Origin of the sequence: Microbacterium sp. NPDC091676, assembly GCF_044756645.1 — a bacterium.
Lineage (GTDB): Bacteria > Actinomycetota > Actinomycetes > Actinomycetales > Microbacteriaceae > Microbacterium > Microbacterium paraoxydans_D.
On the sequence record NZ_JBIVTI010000001.1, the window covers coordinates 2,148,900 to 2,167,104 of the forward strand.

14 protein-coding genes and 1 tRNA gene are annotated in these 18,205 nt (G+C 70.4%); 7 read left to right on the forward strand and 8 right to left on the reverse strand.

Annotation, left to right across the window (positions count from 1 at the left end):
- Positions 1-9: 9 nt before the first annotated feature.
- The 5 genes from ACIQID_RS10440 to ACIQID_RS10460 all read right to left on the reverse strand — a co-directional run bounded on the left by ACIQID_RS10440 (position 10) and on the right by ACIQID_RS10460 (position 7,488).
- On the reverse strand, positions 10-4,056 hold the full coding sequence (locus ACIQID_RS10440) for a hypothetical protein (protein ID WP_400285736.1): 4,047 nt from the start codon (positions 4,054-4,056) through the stop codon (positions 10-12).
- A complete protein-coding gene (locus ACIQID_RS10445) occupies positions 3,951-5,021 on the reverse strand; it encodes a hypothetical protein (RefSeq protein ID WP_400284590.1) in 1,071 nt (356 codons plus the stop codon). Before ACIQID_RS10445 ends, ACIQID_RS10440 begins: the two co-directional genes overlap by 106 nt.
- Positions 5,018-6,739: a GEVED domain-containing protein gene (locus ACIQID_RS10450; protein WP_400284593.1), complete on the reverse strand. Its 1,722-nt coding sequence runs from the start codon at positions 6,737-6,739 to the stop codon at positions 5,018-5,020. The genes ACIQID_RS10445 and ACIQID_RS10450 overlap by 4 nt, the downstream gene beginning before the upstream one ends.
- Positions 6,740-6,859: 120 nt before the next feature.
- On the reverse strand, positions 6,860-7,321 hold the full coding sequence (locus tag ACIQID_RS10455) for a hypothetical protein (protein ID WP_400285770.1): 462 nt from the start codon (positions 7,319-7,321) through the stop codon (positions 6,860-6,862).
- Between the two features lie 84 nt (positions 7,322-7,405).
- Positions 7,406-7,488: transfer RNA gene (locus ACIQID_RS10460), tRNA-Leu, on the reverse strand.
- A 145-nt stretch (positions 7,489-7,633) separates the two neighbouring features.
- Here ACIQID_RS10460 and ACIQID_RS10465 point away from each other — a divergent pair.
- Genes ACIQID_RS10465 through pknB form a run of 7 tightly spaced genes read left to right on the forward strand, consistent with a single transcriptional unit; the run spans position 7,634 to position 16,512 of the window.
- Complete coding sequence (locus ACIQID_RS10465; protein ID WP_025102897.1) at positions 7,634-8,359, forward strand: DUF3662 and FHA domain-containing protein; 726 nt, start codon at positions 7,634-7,636, stop codon at positions 8,357-8,359.
- Complete coding sequence (locus ACIQID_RS10470; RefSeq protein ID WP_025102896.1) at positions 8,356-8,877, forward strand: FHA domain-containing protein; 522 nt, start codon at positions 8,356-8,358, stop codon at positions 8,875-8,877. The genes ACIQID_RS10465 and ACIQID_RS10470 overlap by 4 nt, the downstream gene beginning before the upstream one ends.
- A gap of 7 nt (positions 8,878-8,884) precedes the next feature.
- Positions 8,885-10,189: a protein phosphatase 2C domain-containing protein gene (locus ACIQID_RS10475; RefSeq protein WP_312674384.1), complete on the forward strand. Its 1,305-nt coding sequence runs from the start codon at positions 8,885-8,887 to the stop codon at positions 10,187-10,189.
- Positions 10,186-11,571, forward strand: coding sequence for an FtsW/RodA/SpoVE family cell cycle protein (locus tag ACIQID_RS10480; protein WP_312674386.1), 1,386 nt, complete (start codon positions 10,186-10,188; stop codon positions 11,569-11,571). Before ACIQID_RS10475 ends, ACIQID_RS10480 begins: the two co-directional genes overlap by 4 nt.
- A 1-nt stretch (position 11,572) precedes the next feature.
- Entirely contained in the window at positions 11,573-13,027 is a 1,455-nt protein-coding gene (locus tag ACIQID_RS10485; protein WP_312674388.1) for a penicillin-binding transpeptidase domain-containing protein, read from the forward strand.
- The gene (locus ACIQID_RS10490; RefSeq protein ID WP_400284600.1) at positions 13,024-14,775 is read left to right on the forward strand and encodes a serine/threonine-protein kinase; all 1,752 of its coding nucleotides are present in this window, start codon (positions 13,024-13,026) and stop codon (positions 14,773-14,775) included. Before ACIQID_RS10485 ends, ACIQID_RS10490 begins: the two co-directional genes overlap by 4 nt.
- 45 nt (positions 14,776-14,820) lie before the next feature.
- Complete coding sequence (pknB, locus tag ACIQID_RS10495) at positions 14,821-16,512, forward strand: Stk1 family PASTA domain-containing Ser/Thr kinase (protein ID WP_400284603.1); 1,692 nt, start codon at positions 14,821-14,823, stop codon at positions 16,510-16,512.
- Between the two features lie 18 nt (positions 16,513-16,530).
- Here the strand turns inward: pknB and ACIQID_RS10500 are convergent, their stop codons facing one another.
- From ACIQID_RS10500 to ACIQID_RS10510, 3 genes are read right to left on the reverse strand one after another with little or no spacing between them, the layout of a single operon-like run.
- Positions 16,531-17,163: an anthranilate synthase component II gene (locus ACIQID_RS10500; RefSeq protein WP_400284606.1), complete on the reverse strand. Its 633-nt coding sequence runs from the start codon at positions 17,161-17,163 to the stop codon at positions 16,531-16,533.
- On the reverse strand, positions 17,160-17,315 hold the full coding sequence (locus ACIQID_RS10505; RefSeq protein WP_036292274.1) for a membrane protein: 156 nt from the start codon (positions 17,313-17,315) through the stop codon (positions 17,160-17,162). The genes ACIQID_RS10500 and ACIQID_RS10505 overlap by 4 nt, the downstream gene beginning before the upstream one ends.
- Before the next feature lie 25 nt (positions 17,316-17,340).
- Positions 17,341-18,135, reverse strand: a complete 795-nt coding sequence (locus ACIQID_RS10510) for a class E sortase (RefSeq protein ID WP_312674396.1) — start codon at positions 18,133-18,135, stop codon at positions 17,341-17,343.
- Positions 18,136-18,205: the final 70 nt, after the last annotated feature.

The window sequence follows — 18,205 nt, forward strand, 5'->3', positions numbered from 1 at the left end:
ACCTGTCGGTCAGCGCTGTTCCTGTTCTTCCTCTCGCCGTCGCATCCGCGTGAGGCCCAGGCCCAGGCCGGCGAGGATCATCACGCCGCCCAGCAGCAGGCCGCCGGCGGCGAGCGTGCCACCCGTGACCGCGAGCCCGGTCGGCGGCGTCGGCACCACGCGGGTGACCGTCTGCGAGGTCGGCGGATCGATCGGCCCGCCCGGCGTGTTCCCGCCCACGGTCGCGACGTTGCGCACCTCACCGCGACGCACGTCGGCGGCATCGATGGTGTGCGGCGGCACGGTGCACGTCATCCGCTCCCCAGAGGCGAGGCTGGTCGCCGGACACGTCACCGCGCCCGCGGTCGGATCGGACACGACGATGTCGGAGACCGTCTGCGCCCCGATGTTGCTGACCACGATCGTCCACTCCACCCGGTCGCCGAGGTCGACGATCCCGTTGCCGTTCACGTCGACGGTCGTCGCCCGCTTCTCGATCGCGAGCTCGTTCGTCCCCTCGAAGGGCACCTCGACGGTCGACGGCGGCGACACGGGCGGCGTGCCCGACGGCGGTGTGCCGGTCGCCGTCGCCGTGTTGGTCAGCCGCCCGGAGTCCACGTCCGCCTGCGTCGTCGTGTACGTCGCCGAGCACGTCACGGTCTGCCCGGGGATGAGGCGCGCGGCCTCATCGGGGCAGGTGATGGCCGAGAGGTCTCCCTCGCCGGAGAACGCCGTCTCCTGGACCGCCACGTCGGCCAGCGTCACGTTACCCGTGTTGGTCACGACGAAGGAGTACTCCAGACCCTCCCCCACGGCGGTCATCACGGCCGGAGTCGCGGACTTCACGATGCTGAGTCCCGGGGTCGGCAGCGCGGGGACGCGCGCCTCGGACGGCGGCGACACCGGGGGCTGCAGGTCTCCGGGCGGCACACCGGTCGCGGTCGCGGAGTTCGTCACCTGGCCGGCGTCGATGTCCTCCTGCGTCAGCACGTACGTCGCCGTGCAGATGAGCTGGGCACCGGGGGCCATCGACGCGGTCCCGGCCGGGCAGTCGACCGCCGACAGCGGTCCCGTCCCGGAGAAGTCCCCCTCGTCGACGGTGACGTCGGTCAGCGTGACGTTGCCGGTGTTGGTCACGACGAACGAGTAGGTGATGTCCTGGCCCACGACGTAGGCTGCCGCCGTGTCGGGGCTGGCCGACTTCACCACGGCGATCGCCGGGTTCCGGTCACCGGGCACCTCCACCGTCGACGGAGGCGTCAGCGGCGGCTCGCTGGTCGGCGGACCCGTCGGCGGCTCTCCCGTCGCGACGGCCGTGTTCGTGAGCCGCCCGGCATCGACATCCGCCTGGGTGACCACGTACGGCGCCGTGCAGGTCACGGTCGCGCCGGGGGCCAGCGAGGCCGCCGCAGCCGGACACGTGATGGCCGGCGCGGTTCCCGTCCCGGAGAACGACACCTCGTCCACGCCGACATCCGTCATCGTGACGTTGCCCGTGTTGGTGATGAGGAACGAGTACGTGATCGTCTGCCCTGCGGCGCTGATCCGCGTGAGATCCGCGGTCTTCGCGACCGTGAGGGCCGGCGTTCCGTCCGAGGGCACCTCGACCGTCGACGGCGGCGAGACCGGCGGCTGCCCCGACGGCGGTGTCCCCGTGCCGATGGCGGTGTTCGTGACGCCACCCGCATCGACGTCGGCCTGCGTCACGACGTACGGCGCGGTACACGTCACCTCCGCTCCCGGAGCGAGCGACTCCGCTCCCGCGGGACAGGTCACCACCGGCGCCGTGCCGGTACCGGTGAACGACACCTCGTCCACCCCGACGTCCGTCAGCGTGACGTTGCCCGTGTTGGTGAGGAGGAAGGAGTACGTGATCGTCTGGCCCGCCGCGGTGATCTCCGTGCGGTCCGCCGTCTTCGCCACGGTCAGCGCGGGTGCCGGGTCGCCGGGGACCAGCACGGTCGAGGGCGGTGACACCGGGGGCTCACCCGAGGGCGGCGTGCCGGTCACGGTCGCGGTGTTCGTCACCCCGCCGCCGTCGAGGTCGGCCTGCGTGACGACGTACGGCGCGGTGCAGGTGACCTGGTCTCCCGGCGCGAGCGACGCGGCCCCCGCCGGACACGTCACGACCGGCGCCGTGCCGGTGCCGGTGAAGCCCGTCTCCTCGACCGTCACGTCGGCGATCGTCACGTTGCCCGTGTTGGTGACCAGGAAGGAGTAGGTGACCGTCTGGCCGGCCGCGGTGATCGTGGTCCGATCGGACGACTTCACCACCGACAGGCCCGGCGACGGCTCCGACGGCACCTCGACCTCGGACGGCGGCGACACCGGCGGCTCCCCCGACGGCGGAGTACCGGTCGTCGTCGCAGTGTTCGTCACACCACCCGCATCCACGTCGGCCTGCGTGACGACGTACTCCGCCGTGCAGGTCACCTCGTCCCCGGGGGCGAGCGACGCCACCGCGGCCGGGCACTCGATGACCGGCGGGGTCCCGGTGCCGGTGAACGAGGCCTCCGTCACCTCGACGTCCGTCAGCGTCACGTTGCCCGTGTTCACCACGAGGAACGAATAGGTGATCGTCTGGCCGGCGGCCGTGATCTCGGTCCGGTCCGCCGTCTTCGACACCGTCAGGCCCGGCGACGGCTCCGACGGCACCTCGACCTCGGACGGCGGCGACACCGGCGGCTCCCCCGACGGCGGCGTGCCCGTCACCGTGGCGGTGTTGGTCACCCCACCCGCGTCGATGTCGGCCTGCGTGACGACGTACTCCGCCGTGCAGGTCACCTGCGCACCGGGAACCATCGTGGCGGCTCCCGCAGGACAGGTCACCACGGGAGCAGGGCCCGTTCCGGTGAAGGTGCCCTCCTCCACCGTGACGTCGCGCACCGTCACGTTCCCGGTGTTCGTCACGAGGAACGAGTAGGTGATCGTCTGACCCGCTGCCGAGATCTCCGTCCGATCAGCGGTCTTCGCCACGGTCAGCGCCGGGGCCGGGTCGCCGGGGATCTCCACCGTCGTCGGCGGCGACACCGGCGGCGTGCCGGAGGGCGGCGTGCCCGTCGCCGTCGCCGTGTTCGACAGCTGCCCGGCATCGACGTCGGTCTGCGTCAGCGTGTACGTCGCGGTGCACTCGACCTGCGCTCCCGGCGCGAGCGATGCCGCCCCCGCGGGACACGTGATCGACGACAGCTCGCCGGAGCCCGTGAAGGCCGTGTCCTGCACCGTCACGTCGGTGAGGGTCACGTTGCCCGTGTTCGTCACGACGAACGTGTACGTGATCTCCGTGCCGACCGTGTAGCCGGCGGCGGTGGAGGGATCGGCCGACTTCACGACGGTGATGCCGGGCGTCTCGATCGAGGGCACCTCGACCTCCGACGGCGGCGACACCGGCGGCTCGAGGGTTCCGGGCGGGTCGCCCGTCACGGTGGCGGTGTTCGTCACGCCACCCGCATCGATGTCGGCCTGGGTCACCTCGTAGGTCGCGGTGCAGGTCACCTGAGCTCCGGGTTCGAGGGACGCGGCCGCTGCGGGGCAGGTGACGACGGGAGTCGCACCGGTACCCGAGAACGACACCTCGTCCACGGTCACGTCCGCGATGGTCACGTTGCCCGTGTTCGTCACCAGGAACGAGTAGGTGATGACCTGCCCCGCGGCGGTGATCTCCGTCCGGTCGGCCGTCTTCGCCACCGTGAGGGCGGGCGCGCCGGGCACCGTGACGATCGCCGTGGAAGGCGCCGACACCGGCGGTTCGAGGTCGCGGGGCGGCGTGCCCGTCGCGGTGGCGGTGTTGGTCACCTGACCCGCGTCGACGTCCGCCTGCGACGCCTCGTAGGACGCGGTGCAGGTCACCTGGGCGGCCGGAGCGAGTGTCGCCGCGGCGGCGGGGCAGGTGATCTCCGGCGCCGTGCCGGTGCCGGAGAACGCGGTCTCGGTCACGGTGATGTCGGTGAGGGTCACGTTGCCCGTGTTCGTCACGAGGAACGCGTAGTCGACGGTCGCCCCGACCGCGGCGATCGACGTCGGATCGGCGGTCTTGACGAGGGTGATCGCGGGCGTCTCGTCCGCGGGGACCACCACGGTCGACGGCGGCGACACCGGTGCTCGCCCGTGGGCGGCTCCCCGGTCACGGTCGCGGTGTTGGTCACCCCGCCCGCGTCGATGTCCGCCTGCGTCACCACGTAGGGCGCGGTGCACGTCACCTGGGCGCCCGGGGCCAGCGATGCGGCGGCCGCGGGACAGGTGATGACCGGAGCGGTGCCCGTTCCGCTGAACGTGGTCTCCGTCACGCCGACGTCGGCGATCGTCACGTTCCCCGTGTTGGTGATGAGGAACGAGTAGGTGATCGTCTGGCCCGCCGCGGTGATCTCCGTGCGGTCCGCCGTCTTCGCCACCGTGAGCGCCGGAGCGGAGGTGACGGGGATCTCGACCGTGGACGGCGAGGAGACCGGTGCCGTGCCCGTCGGCGGCGTGCCCGTCGCGGTGGCCGTGTTCGTGAGCGCCGAGGTGTTGTAGTCCGCGGCCGTCACGGTGTAGCTCGCGGTGCAGGTGACCTCGGCCCCCGGCGCGAGGGAGGCGGCGCCGGCAGGGCAGCTCACGTCCAGGGCCCCGGTGCCGGAGAAGGACTCCTCGTCGATGCCGACGTTCGTCAGGGTCACGTTCCCGGTGTTGGTGACGAGGAACGAGTAGTCGATCGCCTGTCCGGTGCCCGTGATCGCAGTCGTCTCGGAGCTCTTCTCCAGCGAGATCGCCGGAGCCGGGTCGACCGGCACGCGCACGGTCGACGGCGGGGACACCGGAGGCGTCAGCGACCCCGGCGGCACGCCGGTGGCGGTCGCGGTGTTGCTGACCGATCCCCCGTTCACGTCCGCCTGCGTCAGGGTGTAGCTCGCGGTACAGGTCGCCTGCGCACCCGGGGCGAGCGGGGCCGTCGGGCACACGGCCGCCGAGAGCGTCCCGGACCCCGTGAACGCCGTCTCGTTCACCGCGATGTTCGAGACGGTCACGTTGCCCGTGTTGGTGACGATGAACGAGTAGTCGATCACCTGTCCGACCGTGAAGTCGTCCGGTCCGGACGGGTCGCCGACTTCACGACCGTGAGGGCCGGGGTGCGGGTCGTGGTCACCGTCGCGGTGCTCGGATTGCTCTCCACGCCGGTGTTGGCCTCGGATGTCCCGGTCGCGAGCGCGGTGTTCGTCACCGTGCCCGCGTCGATGTCCGCCTGCGTCAGCGTGTACGCCGCCGTACAGGTGGTGTTCTGCCCCACGGCGAGCGTCGTCGCCGCGCAGTTCACCGCCCCGAGCGTGCCCGTGCCGCTGAACGCGGACTCGCGGATGCCGAGTCCCGAGACGGCGACGTTGCCGGTGTTCGAGACCGCGAACGAGTACGTGACCGTGTCCCCCGCCGCGGTGGCGGTGGTCGGCGTGACCGTCTTCGTCAACCCCAGAGACGGCGCCGGAGCCGTGATCGTGACCGCATAGTCCTCCACCTCACCCGGACCGCCGGTCCCCGTCGGCGTCGCGGTCGTCAACCCCGTCCCGCTCTGGATGCGGAACCGCGCGAACGTCTGCCCGCCCACCGTCTGCGAGGCGATGCCGGACCAGTTCAACGTCACGGATGAGCCGTCCGCCGTGCCCGCAGGGACCGTCGCGGCGGCGCCCTCGTTCGCATCGAACACGCCGTTGCGGTTGAAGTCGATCCAGCCGACCAGGGTCGCCGGCACTCCCGGCACCTTGTTCGACGCCAGCACCGACACCGAATAGGTGTTCGTCACGCTGGCCATGATCGGCCCGAACGACGCCACCCCCGTCTCGTCGTTGATGGTCTGGTTCGGGGCCGTGCCGCCGACCGCGTTGTCACCCGTCGCATTCGCGCTGTACTGCATCGCGCTCTCGGCATCGGCCGACCACCCCAGATACGTCGCCGCATTCAGCTCCTGGGAGACCGAGCCGTAGCTGGCCGGCGCATCGCCGAAGTCGTCAGGGATGGTCGTACAGGAGGGGTTGAACCCGTCGATGCCCTCGCCACCGCTCTGCGCCCGGTAGCCGCGCACGACGACGTCACTCGTCCCGGTCGTCCCGGCGGGCCCGCATCTCGGCGTCGGCGTGTCCAGACCGCCGTTGGTGTTGAAGTTCTCGCCCGCGGTGAGGACGGTGGGGGTGGCCGCGAGATTGATCCGCAGCTCCCCCGCGGCCGTGAAGGTCATCGGACGGCACGTGATCTGCACGGACGAGGGCCAGCGTGCGCCGTTGTCGCCGACGAAGGTGGTGCCGGTGATGCGGTGCACGAAGGTGTTCGCCGGACACGTCGCCGTCTGCACGTTCCCGCGACCCTGGTCGTAGACCGGACCCTCGATCCAGGTGGGGTTCACCGCCGAGGTGACGACGCCCGCGTTGCTCACGGTGATCGTCGAGCACTGCAGGCTGAAGCGCGTGAGGATGGAGTTGCCGGTCGCCCCGGGGGCTTCCGCCGTCCGGTTCTCCGTACGCACCGCGGTGAGGACCGAGTTCGCCGGGCACTCCGTGGGGGCCGTCAGATCCTTGTCGGAGCCGACGACGGGACCTTCATACGAGACGCCGAGGTACAGCTGCGCCGGATCGCCCGGGGCCGCGGTCGCCGGAAGCACGGGCGCGACGAGCGATCCGAGCACGAGGGCGAGCATGGTCGCCACCGCCCACGGGCGCCGCGGCGACAGCAGCCGCCGTCGCGTTCTCCGGTCCTTCTTCTCTTCGCGCTCGGAATTCGTGTGCAGTGAGAACTGCATGAACACTCCCCTGTTCCGTGCCCAGTCCACCCACCCGCCGAACTGGGATACGGCTGAGAGTAGGGCGGCGCTGGAGGGATCTCCAGGGAGACTTTCGTCGCTACAGGATGAGGACCGGAGTCAATGCTCGGGGGTGGAAGGCGCCTCGAGTCGACGGCGCAGAGCCGTCGCGCGTTCCTCGAGTTCCGCGCGGATCTCGTGGGCGGCGAGCGAGCCGCCGGAGAGGAAACCGGCCTCCAGCGCCTCCCGCCACCGGCGGTTCACCTCGTCCAGCTCGCGGGTGAGGCGCTCCCTCTCCTCGGCCGAGATCGGCTCGGGCGGGACGGCGTCCTCCTCCTCGCCCTCCGGCACGACGTACCACCGGAAATCCTCGCGAGCGCGGGCATTGTTGAGTCGCCAGAGGAGGAAGAGGGAGAGAAGGAACCCTGCTCCCCCCGTCCCGATCATCACCCAGGCGAACCCGGGCGCGTCATCCCGCTCGAGCGTGCCGACCCAGAGCAGAAGCCCGCTGATCAGGGCCAGTGCACCGGGGAAGACGATGCGGACGAGGACGAGTCCGGCGGTGTGCATCCAGGGGCTCATGCGGCAGACCGTTCGATAGGCGTTCGCGGGGAAACAGAAAGAGCCGGTCAGACTCTGACCGACTCTTTCATGAATGTCTCGCTGTGCGCGAGGGGGGACTTGAACCCCCACGTCCATAAGGACACTGGCACCTGAAGCCAGCGCGTCTACCATTCCGCCACTCGCGCGAGCGTCTCGTTCCGAAGAACTCAACTTTCCGAGGATATCACGCGTTTTCGCCCCCGTTGCACACCCCCGGGAGGGGCGGCGGCGGCGTTCCCCCAGGTCACCTGGCTACGATGTCCCTACCGGTCGGCATGCCAGAGGAGCCCAGTGGGACTACTTGACAGCTTTGAGAAGGGTCTCGAGCGCGCAGTGAACAGCGCGTTCGCGAAGACCTTCCGCAGCGGCATCCAGCCCGTGGAGATCGCTTCGGCGCTGCGACGCGAGGCGGATACCACTGCGGCCGTGGTGAGCCGTGACCGCATCATCGCGCCCAACAACTACGTGGTGCGCCTGAGCCCCGACGATGCGGAGCGCATGCGCGGGCTCGGCGGCGCGCTCACGGACGAGCTGCACGCGCTCCTCACCAAGCATGCGAAGTCGCAGGGCTACAGCTTCGCCGGCCCGCTGTCCCTCACGCTCGAGGCGGACGACAAGGTCGCCACCGGCACCGTGCGCGTCACCTCGGGCACCGTCGAAGGACGCGTGAGCTGGCAGGCCGTGGTCGACGTCGACGGACGCCGGCACACCCTCACCCGTGCCCGCACCGTGATCGGCCGCGGCTCCGACGCCGACATCACCATCGCCGATGCGGGATCGAGCCGTCGTCACGCCGAGATCCTCTGGGACGGCGAGCGCGCCATGCTCCGCGACATGGGATCCACGAACGGCACGAAGGTCGACGGGCAGAAGCTCCGCGAAGCCGCCCTCCCCTCCGACACCACGATCACGATCGGTCGCACCGACCTCGTGTTCCGCATCGTCCCCGTCGCCACCCCGTCGCGGTCGTCTCGCCCCGACGACGACGCGACCCGCGTGTTCGGAGCCCTCGGATGAGCGAACTGGTCCTGCTCCTGCTCCGCATCGGCTTCCTCGTGCTGATGTGGTTCTTCGTGTTCGGGGTCGTCTACTCCCTGCGCGCCGACCTGTTCGGGGTGCGGGCTCGGAAGCTCCCCGCCGAGGCGACAGCGGGAGCACCCGCCGCCGCTCCGGCCGCGGCACCGGCCGCTCCGCCCCGGCCCTCGTCGGCGCGACCGTCGACCGGTCCCGCCACCGTGGCCACGGCGAAGCGCCTCGTGATCACGTCCGGGCCGAAGGCGGGTCTCGAACTGCCCCTGGGCTCCGACGCGATGACGATCGGCCGCTCCAGCGAGTCCGCCCTGGTGATCCGTGACGACTACACGTCCAGCCATCACGCCCGGCTCCTGCTCCGCGGCGACACCTGGGCGATCCAGGACCTCGACTCGACGAACGGCACGTTCGTGGCGGGTCAGCGGGTGACGGGCGGCCCGGTCTCCCTCAGCCTCGGCACCCCGGTCAAGGTCGGCGCGACGACGTTCGAGCTGAGGGCCTGACGCCGGCATGGTCTTCGAAGGCTCGAGCGCCGCGATCTCCCACACCGGGAAGGTCCGCTCCAACAACCAGGACTCCGGGTACTCCGGGGCGAACCTGTTCGTCGTCGCCGACGGCATGGGCGGACACGCGGGCGGCGACGTCGCCTCCAGCATCGCCATCCAGCGCATGGAGCCGCTGGACCAGCCGTACTCCTCCACGGAGGACGCGCAGGCCGCCCTCCAGGCCGCCGCCACGACGGCCGCCGGCGACCTCATCCGCGCCGCAAAGGACCGCCCGGAGCTTGCCGGGCTGGGCACCACGCTCAGCGCCATCATCATGGTCGACGAGTACGCCGTCATCGGGCACATCGGCGACTCCCGCATCTACCTCTACCGCGACGACGCGCTGACGCAGATCACCGCCGACCACACCTTCGTGCAGCGGCTGGTTGACTCCGGCCGCATCACCCCGGAAGAGGCCAGGTACCACCCGCGGCGCTCTGTCCTCATGCGCGTGCTCAGCGACATGGACGCCGACCCCGAGCTCGACATGTTCGTCATGCATGCGCAGCCCGGCGACCGCTGGCTGCTGTGCTCCGACGGCCTCTCGGGAGTGGTGGACGAGGCCCGCATCCTCAAGGCCATGCAGCTCGGCCTCGCCCCGGGGCGCACGGCGGACAACCTCCTCAAGCAGGCCCTCGACGGCGGCGCCCCTGACAACGTCACGATCGTGATCGTCGATGTCGGCGGACAGCACCCCGTCCACTCCGGCACGGCCACGATCGTCGGCGCCGCGTCGAACCCGTCCGGGGTCTACGTGCCGCCGGTCCGCGCCCCGCGGAGCAACTGGCTGCACCCGGTGCGGCAGGCCGCGAACGAGCCGAGCCACTTCGAGCCGGCGCCTGAGTACCTCGAGGAGCTGATCGAGGAGGACCGCCGTCGCGCCAAGCGCCGTCGACTGGGCTGGATCGCCGGCGCGCTCGTCGTGCTCGCGATGCTCGCGTTCGCCGCCTTCGCGGCGTACAGCTGGACGCAGACGCGCTATTTCATCGGCGCCGACGAGGACAGCGTGGTGATCTTCCAGGGCGTGCAGCAGAACATCGGGCCGATCACGCTGTCGACCCCGGTCGATGACACGCAGATCCTCCTCGCCGATCTGCCGCCGTATCAGCGGGCCTCGGTGGAACGCACCATCAGCGCCCGCTCGCTCTCCGACGCGATGGCCATCGTCGACCGGCTCCGCTCCGGCGCCGAGGCGAACATCATCGAGCAGACGCCGCTGCCCACCCCGCTCCCCTCGCCGAGCGAGACGCCGTCGGGAGGTGCCGGATGAGCACCGACGTCCAGGCCGACACCACCGTCATCAAGGCTCTGCGCCGACTGCGCATGCCCCAGACGCAGCGCAACCGCGAGTTCTGGCTGCTCCTCTTCGCCTGTGCGATCAGCGGTGCCGCCCTCACGCTCGTCCAGCTCGGCGCTCTCGGCACGATCGACCCGATGATCCTGGCGATCGGCGGCGGGCTCGCCGCCCTCGCCTTCGCGCTGCACGTCGTGCTCCGCTTCGTCGCCGCCGACGCCGACCCGTTCGTGGTCCCGATCGCGACGCTGCTGACCGGCCTCGGCGTCGCGATGATCTATCGGATCGACATCGCGTTCGGGAACACCGGGTGGAACGCCTACTCCACCAAGCAGCTCGCGTGGACGGCCATCTCGCTCGCCGGTGCGATCGCGGTGGTCATCCTGCTGCGCAACTACCGGATCCTCTTCCGGTACACCTACATCTTCGGCCTCGCCGGCATCCTCCTGCTGCTGCTGCCGTTCGTGCCCGGGCTGCGGATCCCCGATGCGAACGCCCAGGTCTGGGTGTCGCTGGGGGGCATGTTCGCCTTCCAGCCCGGCGAGCTCGCCAAGATCTGCCTCGCGATCTTCTTCGCCGGCTACCTCGTGCGCACCCGCGAGAGCCTGACGTCGGTCGGCAAGCGGGTGCTCGGCATCACCTGGCCGCGCATGCGCGAGCTCGGTCCGGTCCTCGTCGTGTGGCTGGTCTCGCTCGGCATCATCGTCTTCCAGCGCGACCTCGGCACCGGAACGCTCATCTTCGGCATGTTCGTGGCGATGCTCTACGTCGCGACGGGCAAGACGAGCTGGGTGCTGATCGGTCTCGGCCTCGTGGTGGCCGGCGTCGCCGTCGCCTCGCAGATCCTCAGCTACGTGCAGGGCCGCTTCGTCAACTGGCTGTTCCTGTTCGACTCCTCGAAGGTCGACCCCGACGGCGCCGGCTACCAGCCGATGCAGGGGCTGTTCGGTCTCGCCCGTGGCGGTCTCATCGGCACCGGCTGGGGCCAGGGCCGCCCGGAGATCACTCCGCTGGCGCACAGCGACTACATCATCACGAGCCTCGGTGAGGAACTCGGCCTCATCGGCCTGTTCGCGATCCTCTGCCTCTACATGGTGTTCGTCAGCCGCGGCGTCCGCATCGGCCTCGCCGGTCAGGACGACTTCGGCAAGCTGCTCGCCACGGGGCTGTCGTTCACGATCGCCCTCCAGGTCTTCATCATGGTGGGCGGCGTGACCAGGGTCATCCCGCTGACGGGTCTGACCACGCCGTTCCTCGCTGCCGGCGGCTCCTCGCTCGTCGCGAACTGGCTCATCGTGGCGCTCCTGCTCCGCATCTCCGACGGCGTCCGCCGTCAGCCCCGGGTGGTGATCGGCTGACATGACCAAAGAGCTCCGCAGACTCAGCATCGTCATGCTGTTCATGTTCGTCGCGCTGTTCGCCGCGACGAGCTGGATCCAGGTCGTCGAGACCGATGCCCTGTCGCAGAACCCGCACAACAAGCGCACACGACTGGACAGCTACGAGATCCAGCGCGGCGCGATCATCGTCGACGGCACGGCCATCGCCAATTCGGTCCCGAGCGACGACCAGTATCGATTCCAGCGCGTGTACACGGACCCGGGCCTGTGGGAGCCCGTCACCGGGTACTTCAACCCCGCCCTGGGCTCGGCCACCGGCATCGAGGAGGCGATGAACGCCGACCTCTCCGGCACCGGCTCGAACGCCTTCTTCGCCGAGATCGAGCGCATCCTCTCCGGCCAGCCGCAGCGCGGCTTCAGCGTCGAGCTGTCGCTGAACACCGCCGCACAGCGCGCCGCCGTCGAGGCCCTCGACGGCCTGCAGGGAGCGGTCGTCGCGATGGACCCGAAGACCGGACGCATCCTCGCGATGGCATCCACCCCGGGTTTCGACACGAACCGCATGGCGACGCACGACGCGAACGCGGCCAACGCCACGTACGACGAGCTGGTGGCCGATCCGGGCAAGCCGCTCTCCAACCGGGCGATCGCGGGCGACCTCAACCCCCCGGGATCGACCTTCAAGATCGTCGTGGCGGCCGCCGCCTATGCGAGCGGGGACTGGACTCCGGAGTCGACCCTGCCCAACCCGACCTCGTACACGCTCCCCGGCTCGAACAATCGCGTCTCCAACGCCTGGGGAGGCGCCTGCGGGCCCGGGGACACCGTCACGATCGCCGAGGCGATCCGCCTGAGCTGCAACATCCCCATGGCCGAGCTCGCGGTCGAGCTCGGCGACGACACGATCCGGGAGATGGCGGAGAAGTTCGGCTTCAACCGCAGCTTCGACACGCCCCTCACCTCGACGCCCTCCAGCTACCCCCAGGGCCTGGACGACGCGCAGACCGCGCTCACCGGCTTCGGGCAGGGACAGGTCACCGCGACGCCGCTCCAGATCGCCATGGTCTCGGCCGGCATCGCGAACGACGGCGTGGTCATGAACCCGCAGATGGTGGATGCCGTGATCGGCAACGACCTCTCGGTGATCCGATCGTTCGACAGCACCGAGTTCGGCCGCGCGATGGACGCCGACGTCGCCGACGACGTCACCTCCGCCATGGTCGCGAGCGTCTCAAACGGTGCGGCGCAGGGTGCAAGAATAGACGGGGTCGACGTAGCCGGTAAGACGGGAACGGCGGAGAACGGAAACAGGCCGCACACGCTGTGGTTCACGGGGTTCGCCCCCGCGGACGACCCCGCGGTCGCGGTAGCGGTCGTCGTCGAGAACGGCGGCGGACAGGGTCAATCAGGAAGCGGGGACACCATCGCCGCTCCGATTGCGAAGAAGGTCATAGAGGCGGTGCTGGGCAGATGAGGCCGACGCAGGGTGTGTCGTTCGGTGGTCGCTACGAGCTGCAGTCGCGTATTGCGATCGGCGGCATGGGCGAGGTGTGGGAGGCGACGGATCACGTCATCGGTCGCACCGTCGCCATCAAGATCCTCAAGGACGAGTACATGGGGGACCCCGGGTTCCTCGAGCGGTTCCGCGCGGAGGCGCGTCACGCCGCGCTCGTCAACCACGAGGGCATCGCCAGCGTGTTCGACTACGGCGAGGAGAACGGCAGCGCGTACCTCGTCATGGAGCTCGTGCCGGGTGAGGCCCTGTCGACGATCCTCGAACGGGACGGCTCGCTGAGCGCGGACAAGACGCTCGACATCGTCGCGCAGACCGCTTCGGCGCTCCAGGCCGCGCACGCCGCGGGTCTCGTGCACCGCGACATCAAGCCGGGGAACCTCCTGATCACGCCCGACGGTCGGGTGAAGATCACCGACTTCGGCATCGCCCGCATCGCCGACCAGGTCCCGCTCACGGCGACCGGGCAGGTGATGGGCACGGTGCAGTACCTGTCGCCGGAGCAGGCGTCGGGTCACCCCGCCTCCCCCGCGACCGACACGTACTCGCTGGGCATCGTCGCGTACGAGTGCCTCGCCGGCAAGCGCCCCTTCACCGGCGAGTCGCAGGTCGCGATCGCCATGGCGCAGATCAACGAGCAGCCGCCGCCGCTGCCGCCGACGGTCCCGATCCCCGTGCAGAACCTCGTCATGGCGATGATCGCCAAGAAGCCGGCGGATCGCCCCTCCTCCTCGGCCACGGTCGCCCGTGCGGCTCAGGCCCTGCGTCGCGGCGACCTGAACTCCGCAGCCATCGCCGTGCCCGCCATCGCGACGGGCGGCATCGCCGGGGACGACGACGCCACGCGCATGCTCACCGCGACCGGTGACGACGGCACGACACGCATCCTCCCCACCACCGCGCAGCTTCCCACCGACGAGGCCGCCGCGGAGGAGCAGGAGAAGAAAAAGAAGAAGAAGAGCGCTTGGACGTGGCCGCTCATCGCGCTGCTCGTGCTGCTGCTCATCGTGGCCGGCGGCACGCTGTGGGCGCTGTTCGGCCCTCAGACCAAGGACGCGGATCCCGAGCCCACCGGGAGCTCGAGCCGCACCCCCACGCGGGTCGAGTCCGAGACGCCGACCCCGCCGCCGACTCCTCAGGAGACGCGGGTCGACGTGACGGCGCTCAACCTCACGGACATGGACTGCGCCACCGCCACGGCGACGCTCAAGGAGGCCGGCTTCAGCGACATCACGTGCGCCGACGGCGACCCCGCGCCGAGCGACGGCGAGGTGGGCAAGGTCTACCGCGTGCAGCCCTCGGGCAACGTCGCGACGACCACCCCGATCGCGTTGACCGTCTACGCCGGCCGCACGCCGCTCCCGACGCCGACGGACAAGCCGACGATCACCGGGGACCCGGTCGCGGGCAGCACCGTCACCATCTCCTGGGGCACCGGTTTCACGTGCCCCAGCGGCACGACCCTGTCCGGCTACGTCGTCTCGCTGCAGAACGGCACGTTCGCCGCGGGCGGTCCGAACTTCCAGCCGACCCAGCGCAACGCGCAGGTGACGGTCGGCGATGCCGTGGGCCAGCAGCTCATCGCCACCTACCAGGGCCTGTGCTCGGGTGGGGACCAGCGGACGTCGAACGCCTCGCCGCCGCTGTCCGTGACCATCGTCGCTCCGGAGGACGGCGAGGGTGACAGCGGGGAGAGCACCGAAGGGTAGCCTGAATATCCAGTCCAGCCGCAGTCGTTTCCAGGGGGTTCATCCGTGTCCACAGAGCCACGAGTCATCGCGGGCCGGTACCGCGTCGACGAGCTCATCGGGCACGGCGGGATGGCGAAGGTCTACCGCGGGTACGACCTGACCCTGGGCCGCGAGATCGCGATCAAGATCCTCGATCCGGAACTCGCCCGCGACACCAGCTTCCGGACGCGGTTCCGTCTCGAGGCCCAGTCGGCATCGCGCATGTCGCACCCGTCGATCGTCCGTGTGTACGACGCCGGCGACCCCTCGACGGTCGACAGCTCCTCCGACGAGCCGCCGTACATCGTCATGGAGCTCGTCAAGGGCACGCTCCTCAAGAAGATCATCGCCGACGGTCCGGTGCCCGTCGAGGACGCCGTGCGCTATGTCGACGGCATCCTCGAAGCACTCGACTACTCGCACCGCGCCGGCGTCGTGCACCGCGACATCAAGCCCGGCAACGTCATGGTCACCGACAAGGGCCAGGTGAAGGTGATGGACTTCGGCATCGCGCGTGCGGTGTCCGACTCCTCCTCCACCGTCGCCGAGACCACGCAGATCATCGGCACCGCCGCGTACTTCTCCCCCGAGCAGGCCAAGGGCGAGCCGGTCGACGCGCGTGCGGACCTCTACTCCACCGGGGTCGTGCTGTACGAGCTGCTGACCGGGCGGCAGCCGTTCCGCGGGGAGTCCCCCGTGGCCGTCGCCTACCAGCACGTGAGCGAGACGCCGGTGCCGCCCTCCGAGGTCAACGAGGAGTCGCCCGCCGCCCTCGACCCGATCGTCCTCCGCGCGCTCGCGAAGGACCCGTACCAGCGGTATCCGGACGCCGCGCATTTCCGCGCCGCCCTCGACGCCGCGGTGACGGGTGCCGCACCCACGCGCAAGCAGATCGGCGCCCTGACCAGCGAGCTCTACGGACCGAGCCCACGGCAGGCACAGGAGACCGCACGATCACTCCGTCAGCTCAGCACGGACACGACGATGGCCCGCACGCAGTCGGGTCCGCCCGTCGCGTGGATCTGGGCCGGAGTCGCGCTGCTCGCCGTCCTCCTGGCCTCCGTCCTGTTCTGGGTGTGGACGATCAGCATGCGGCCCGCCGACGTGCCTAGTACCTCGCGCGTCGTCCCCGACCTGACGAACGTCGCCTCGGAGCGCGCGCAGGACGACCTCGCCGAACTCGACCTCTCCTCCAAGATCGTCATCGAGTCGAGCCCTTCGATCGCCGAGGGCAACGTCATCCGCACCGACCCCGAAGGCGGGGTGTCCGTCGAGCAGGGCTCGACCGTCACGCTCTACGTGTCGTCGGGCGAGGAGACGGTCGTCGTGCCGAAGCTGGAGGGCATGTCCCTGGATGCCGCGACGAAGGCCCTCCAGGACGCCGGACTCGAGCTCGGCACCGTGACCCAGCGCAACGACAAGGGTCTCGCCGCCAACACGGTCATGACGGCCAGCGAAGAGGAGGACGCCGAGGTCGCCCCGGGCACGGTGGTGAACCTCGAGGTCGCCAGCGGCAAGATCACTCTGAACAACGTCGTCGGCTGGTCGATGGAGTCGGCCACGCAGGAGCTCGAGGATCTCGGGCTCACCCCGGTGCCGACGGAGGCCCCGGAGTGCCCGGCGACGGATCCGGCGACGGTGCACTCGATGTCCGTCGCGCCGGGCGACGTGCCCGTCGGGTCGTCGGTCGAGCTCCGCTACTGCACCGGATCCTGACGCGAGACGCGCCGCGGCTCAGCGGGTCAGCGGATCGAGGCGGCCGGAGCGGGCGACGGCCTCCCCGTCGCCGGCCAGCTCGAGCCAGTTCGCGAGCAGCCGATAGCCACCCCGGGTGAGCACGCTCTCCGGATGGAACTGCACCCCGTGCAGCGGCAGCGTCCGGTGCGCGAGGGCCATCACGGTGCCGTCGGGCGCGGTCGCGGTGACGATGAGGTCGTCGGGGAGGTCGTCGGCCGACAGGGCGAGCGAGTGGTAGCGCCCGACGTCGAACGGCGACGGGAGACCGGCGAACAACGCGGAACCGTCGTGCCGGACCGCCGAGACCATGCCGTGCATCACCGCGGGTGCCGAGCGGACGGGGGCCCCGAGCGCGGCCCCGATGACCTGGTGCCCGAGACACACGCCGAGCGTCGGCACGCCCCGCCGCATCGCGAGCCGGGCGGCCTCGACCGAGACCCCGGCGTCGCCGGGGGACCCGGGGCCGGGCGAGAGGAGAAGGGCGTCGTGGGAGTCCAGCATCCGTTCGACCGCCACGGCATCCGTCGCATCCGACTCCACGAGGGTGGTGTCCGCCCCGAGCTCCCGGAGGTAGCCGACGAGGGTGTGCACGAAGCTGTCGTGATTGTCGACGACGAGGACGCGCGTCATTCGACGTCGACCTCGCCGGGCGAGATCAGGGGGCTGACCCAGGGGAACACGTACCAGAACAGCGCATAGAGCACCGCGGCGATCACGACGAGCAGGATGAGGACGCGCAGCCACCACGGACCGGGAAGCAGGCGCCAGAGTGCGGCGTACATGGGTCTTCTCTCTCCTGGGGGCGGATCACACCGACGGCGCGGCCGGCGGCGGCGGGGGTTCGGTCAGGGCCGGCGGCGGCCCTTCGGCTCGCGGTTGGAAGCTCTCGAACACCCCGTACGCGACGATGCGCTCGGCGAGCGAGTACAGCGGTGAGCAGGCCGTCAAGGTGATGTACTGCTCCCCCGTCTGCTGCTCCGGCATCTGCGGCACGTCGGCGAGAACGTCGGTCTGCGTCGGCTTCACGTACTCCAGGGTGCGGAACCGGTAGGTGTACCAGCCGTCAGGGGTCTCCACGACGATCGCGTCACCCACGTGCAGCTTGTCGAGCTGGTTGAACGGCTTCCCCCAGGTCGTGCGATGGCCGGCGAGCGAGAAGTTGCCGACCTCTCCCGGCATCTTCGACTGCGTGTAGACGCCGATGCCCTTCTGATCCAGGGTGCGCGCCCGACTCGTCCCCCCATAGATCCCGAAGTTGTAGTCGGCGCCGAACCGGGGGATGTGCATCTGCCCGAACCACTCGCCGTCGGCCGGCGCCGCCGGGACCGGGGCCTGATAGACCGTCTCGCCGTCGTCCGTCTCGACGAGGGGTGGGGGCTCGGGTGCCTCGCCCGCGGCGAGCTGCTGGGAGATCGCGGCGCCCTCCTCGTTCTTCTGGGCGGCGATGATGATGTCGCCGATCCACATCTGCCACGCGACGAAGAGGAGCACGACCACGCCGGCGGTCAGGAGGAGCTCGCCGAGCACGCTCGCGAAGGTGGCTCGCGACCGTGGTCGCTGCCGCCGTCCGCGCCGCCCCCCAGGCACGACAGATGCAGTCATGGGCGTGATCATATCCGCCCGACCTGTGCACCCGGCATGCCTCCTCCCCGTTCGCGGCATCCGCGGCTCG

Excerpts from the sequence above, each read along its gene's own strand:
- ACIQID_RS10510 (WP_312674396.1), bottom strand. The coding sequence starts at position 18,135 with ATGACTGCATCTGTCGTGCCTGGGGGGCGGCGCGGACGGCGGCAGCGA.
- ACIQID_RS10470 (WP_025102896.1), top strand. The coding sequence starts at position 8,356 with ATGAGCGAACTGGTCCTGCTCCTGCTCCGCATCGGCTTCCTCGTGCTG.
- ACIQID_RS10490 (WP_400284600.1), top strand. The coding sequence starts at position 13,024 with ATGAGGCCGACGCAGGGTGTGTCGTTCGGTGGTCGCTACGAGCTGCAG.
- ACIQID_RS10450 (WP_400284593.1), bottom strand. The coding sequence starts at position 6,739 with ATGCAGTTCTCACTGCACACGAATTCCGAGCGCGAAGAGAAGAAGGAC.
- ACIQID_RS10475 (WP_312674384.1), top strand. The coding sequence starts at position 8,885 with ATGGTCTTCGAAGGCTCGAGCGCCGCGATCTCCCACACCGGGAAGGTC.
- ACIQID_RS10485 (WP_312674388.1), top strand. The coding sequence starts at position 11,573 with ATGACCAAAGAGCTCCGCAGACTCAGCATCGTCATGCTGTTCATGTTC.
- ACIQID_RS10500 (WP_400284606.1), bottom strand. The coding sequence starts at position 17,163 with ATGACGCGCGTCCTCGTCGTCGACAATCACGACAGCTTCGTGCACACC.
- ACIQID_RS10480 (WP_312674386.1), top strand. The coding sequence starts at position 10,186 with ATGAGCACCGACGTCCAGGCCGACACCACCGTCATCAAGGCTCTGCGC.
- ACIQID_RS10455 (WP_400285770.1), bottom strand. The coding sequence starts at position 7,321 with ATGAGCCCCTGGATGCACACCGCCGGACTCGTCCTCGTCCGCATCGTC.
- ACIQID_RS10505 (WP_036292274.1), bottom strand. The coding sequence starts at position 17,315 with ATGTACGCCGCACTCTGGCGCCTGCTTCCCGGTCCGTGGTGGCTGCGC.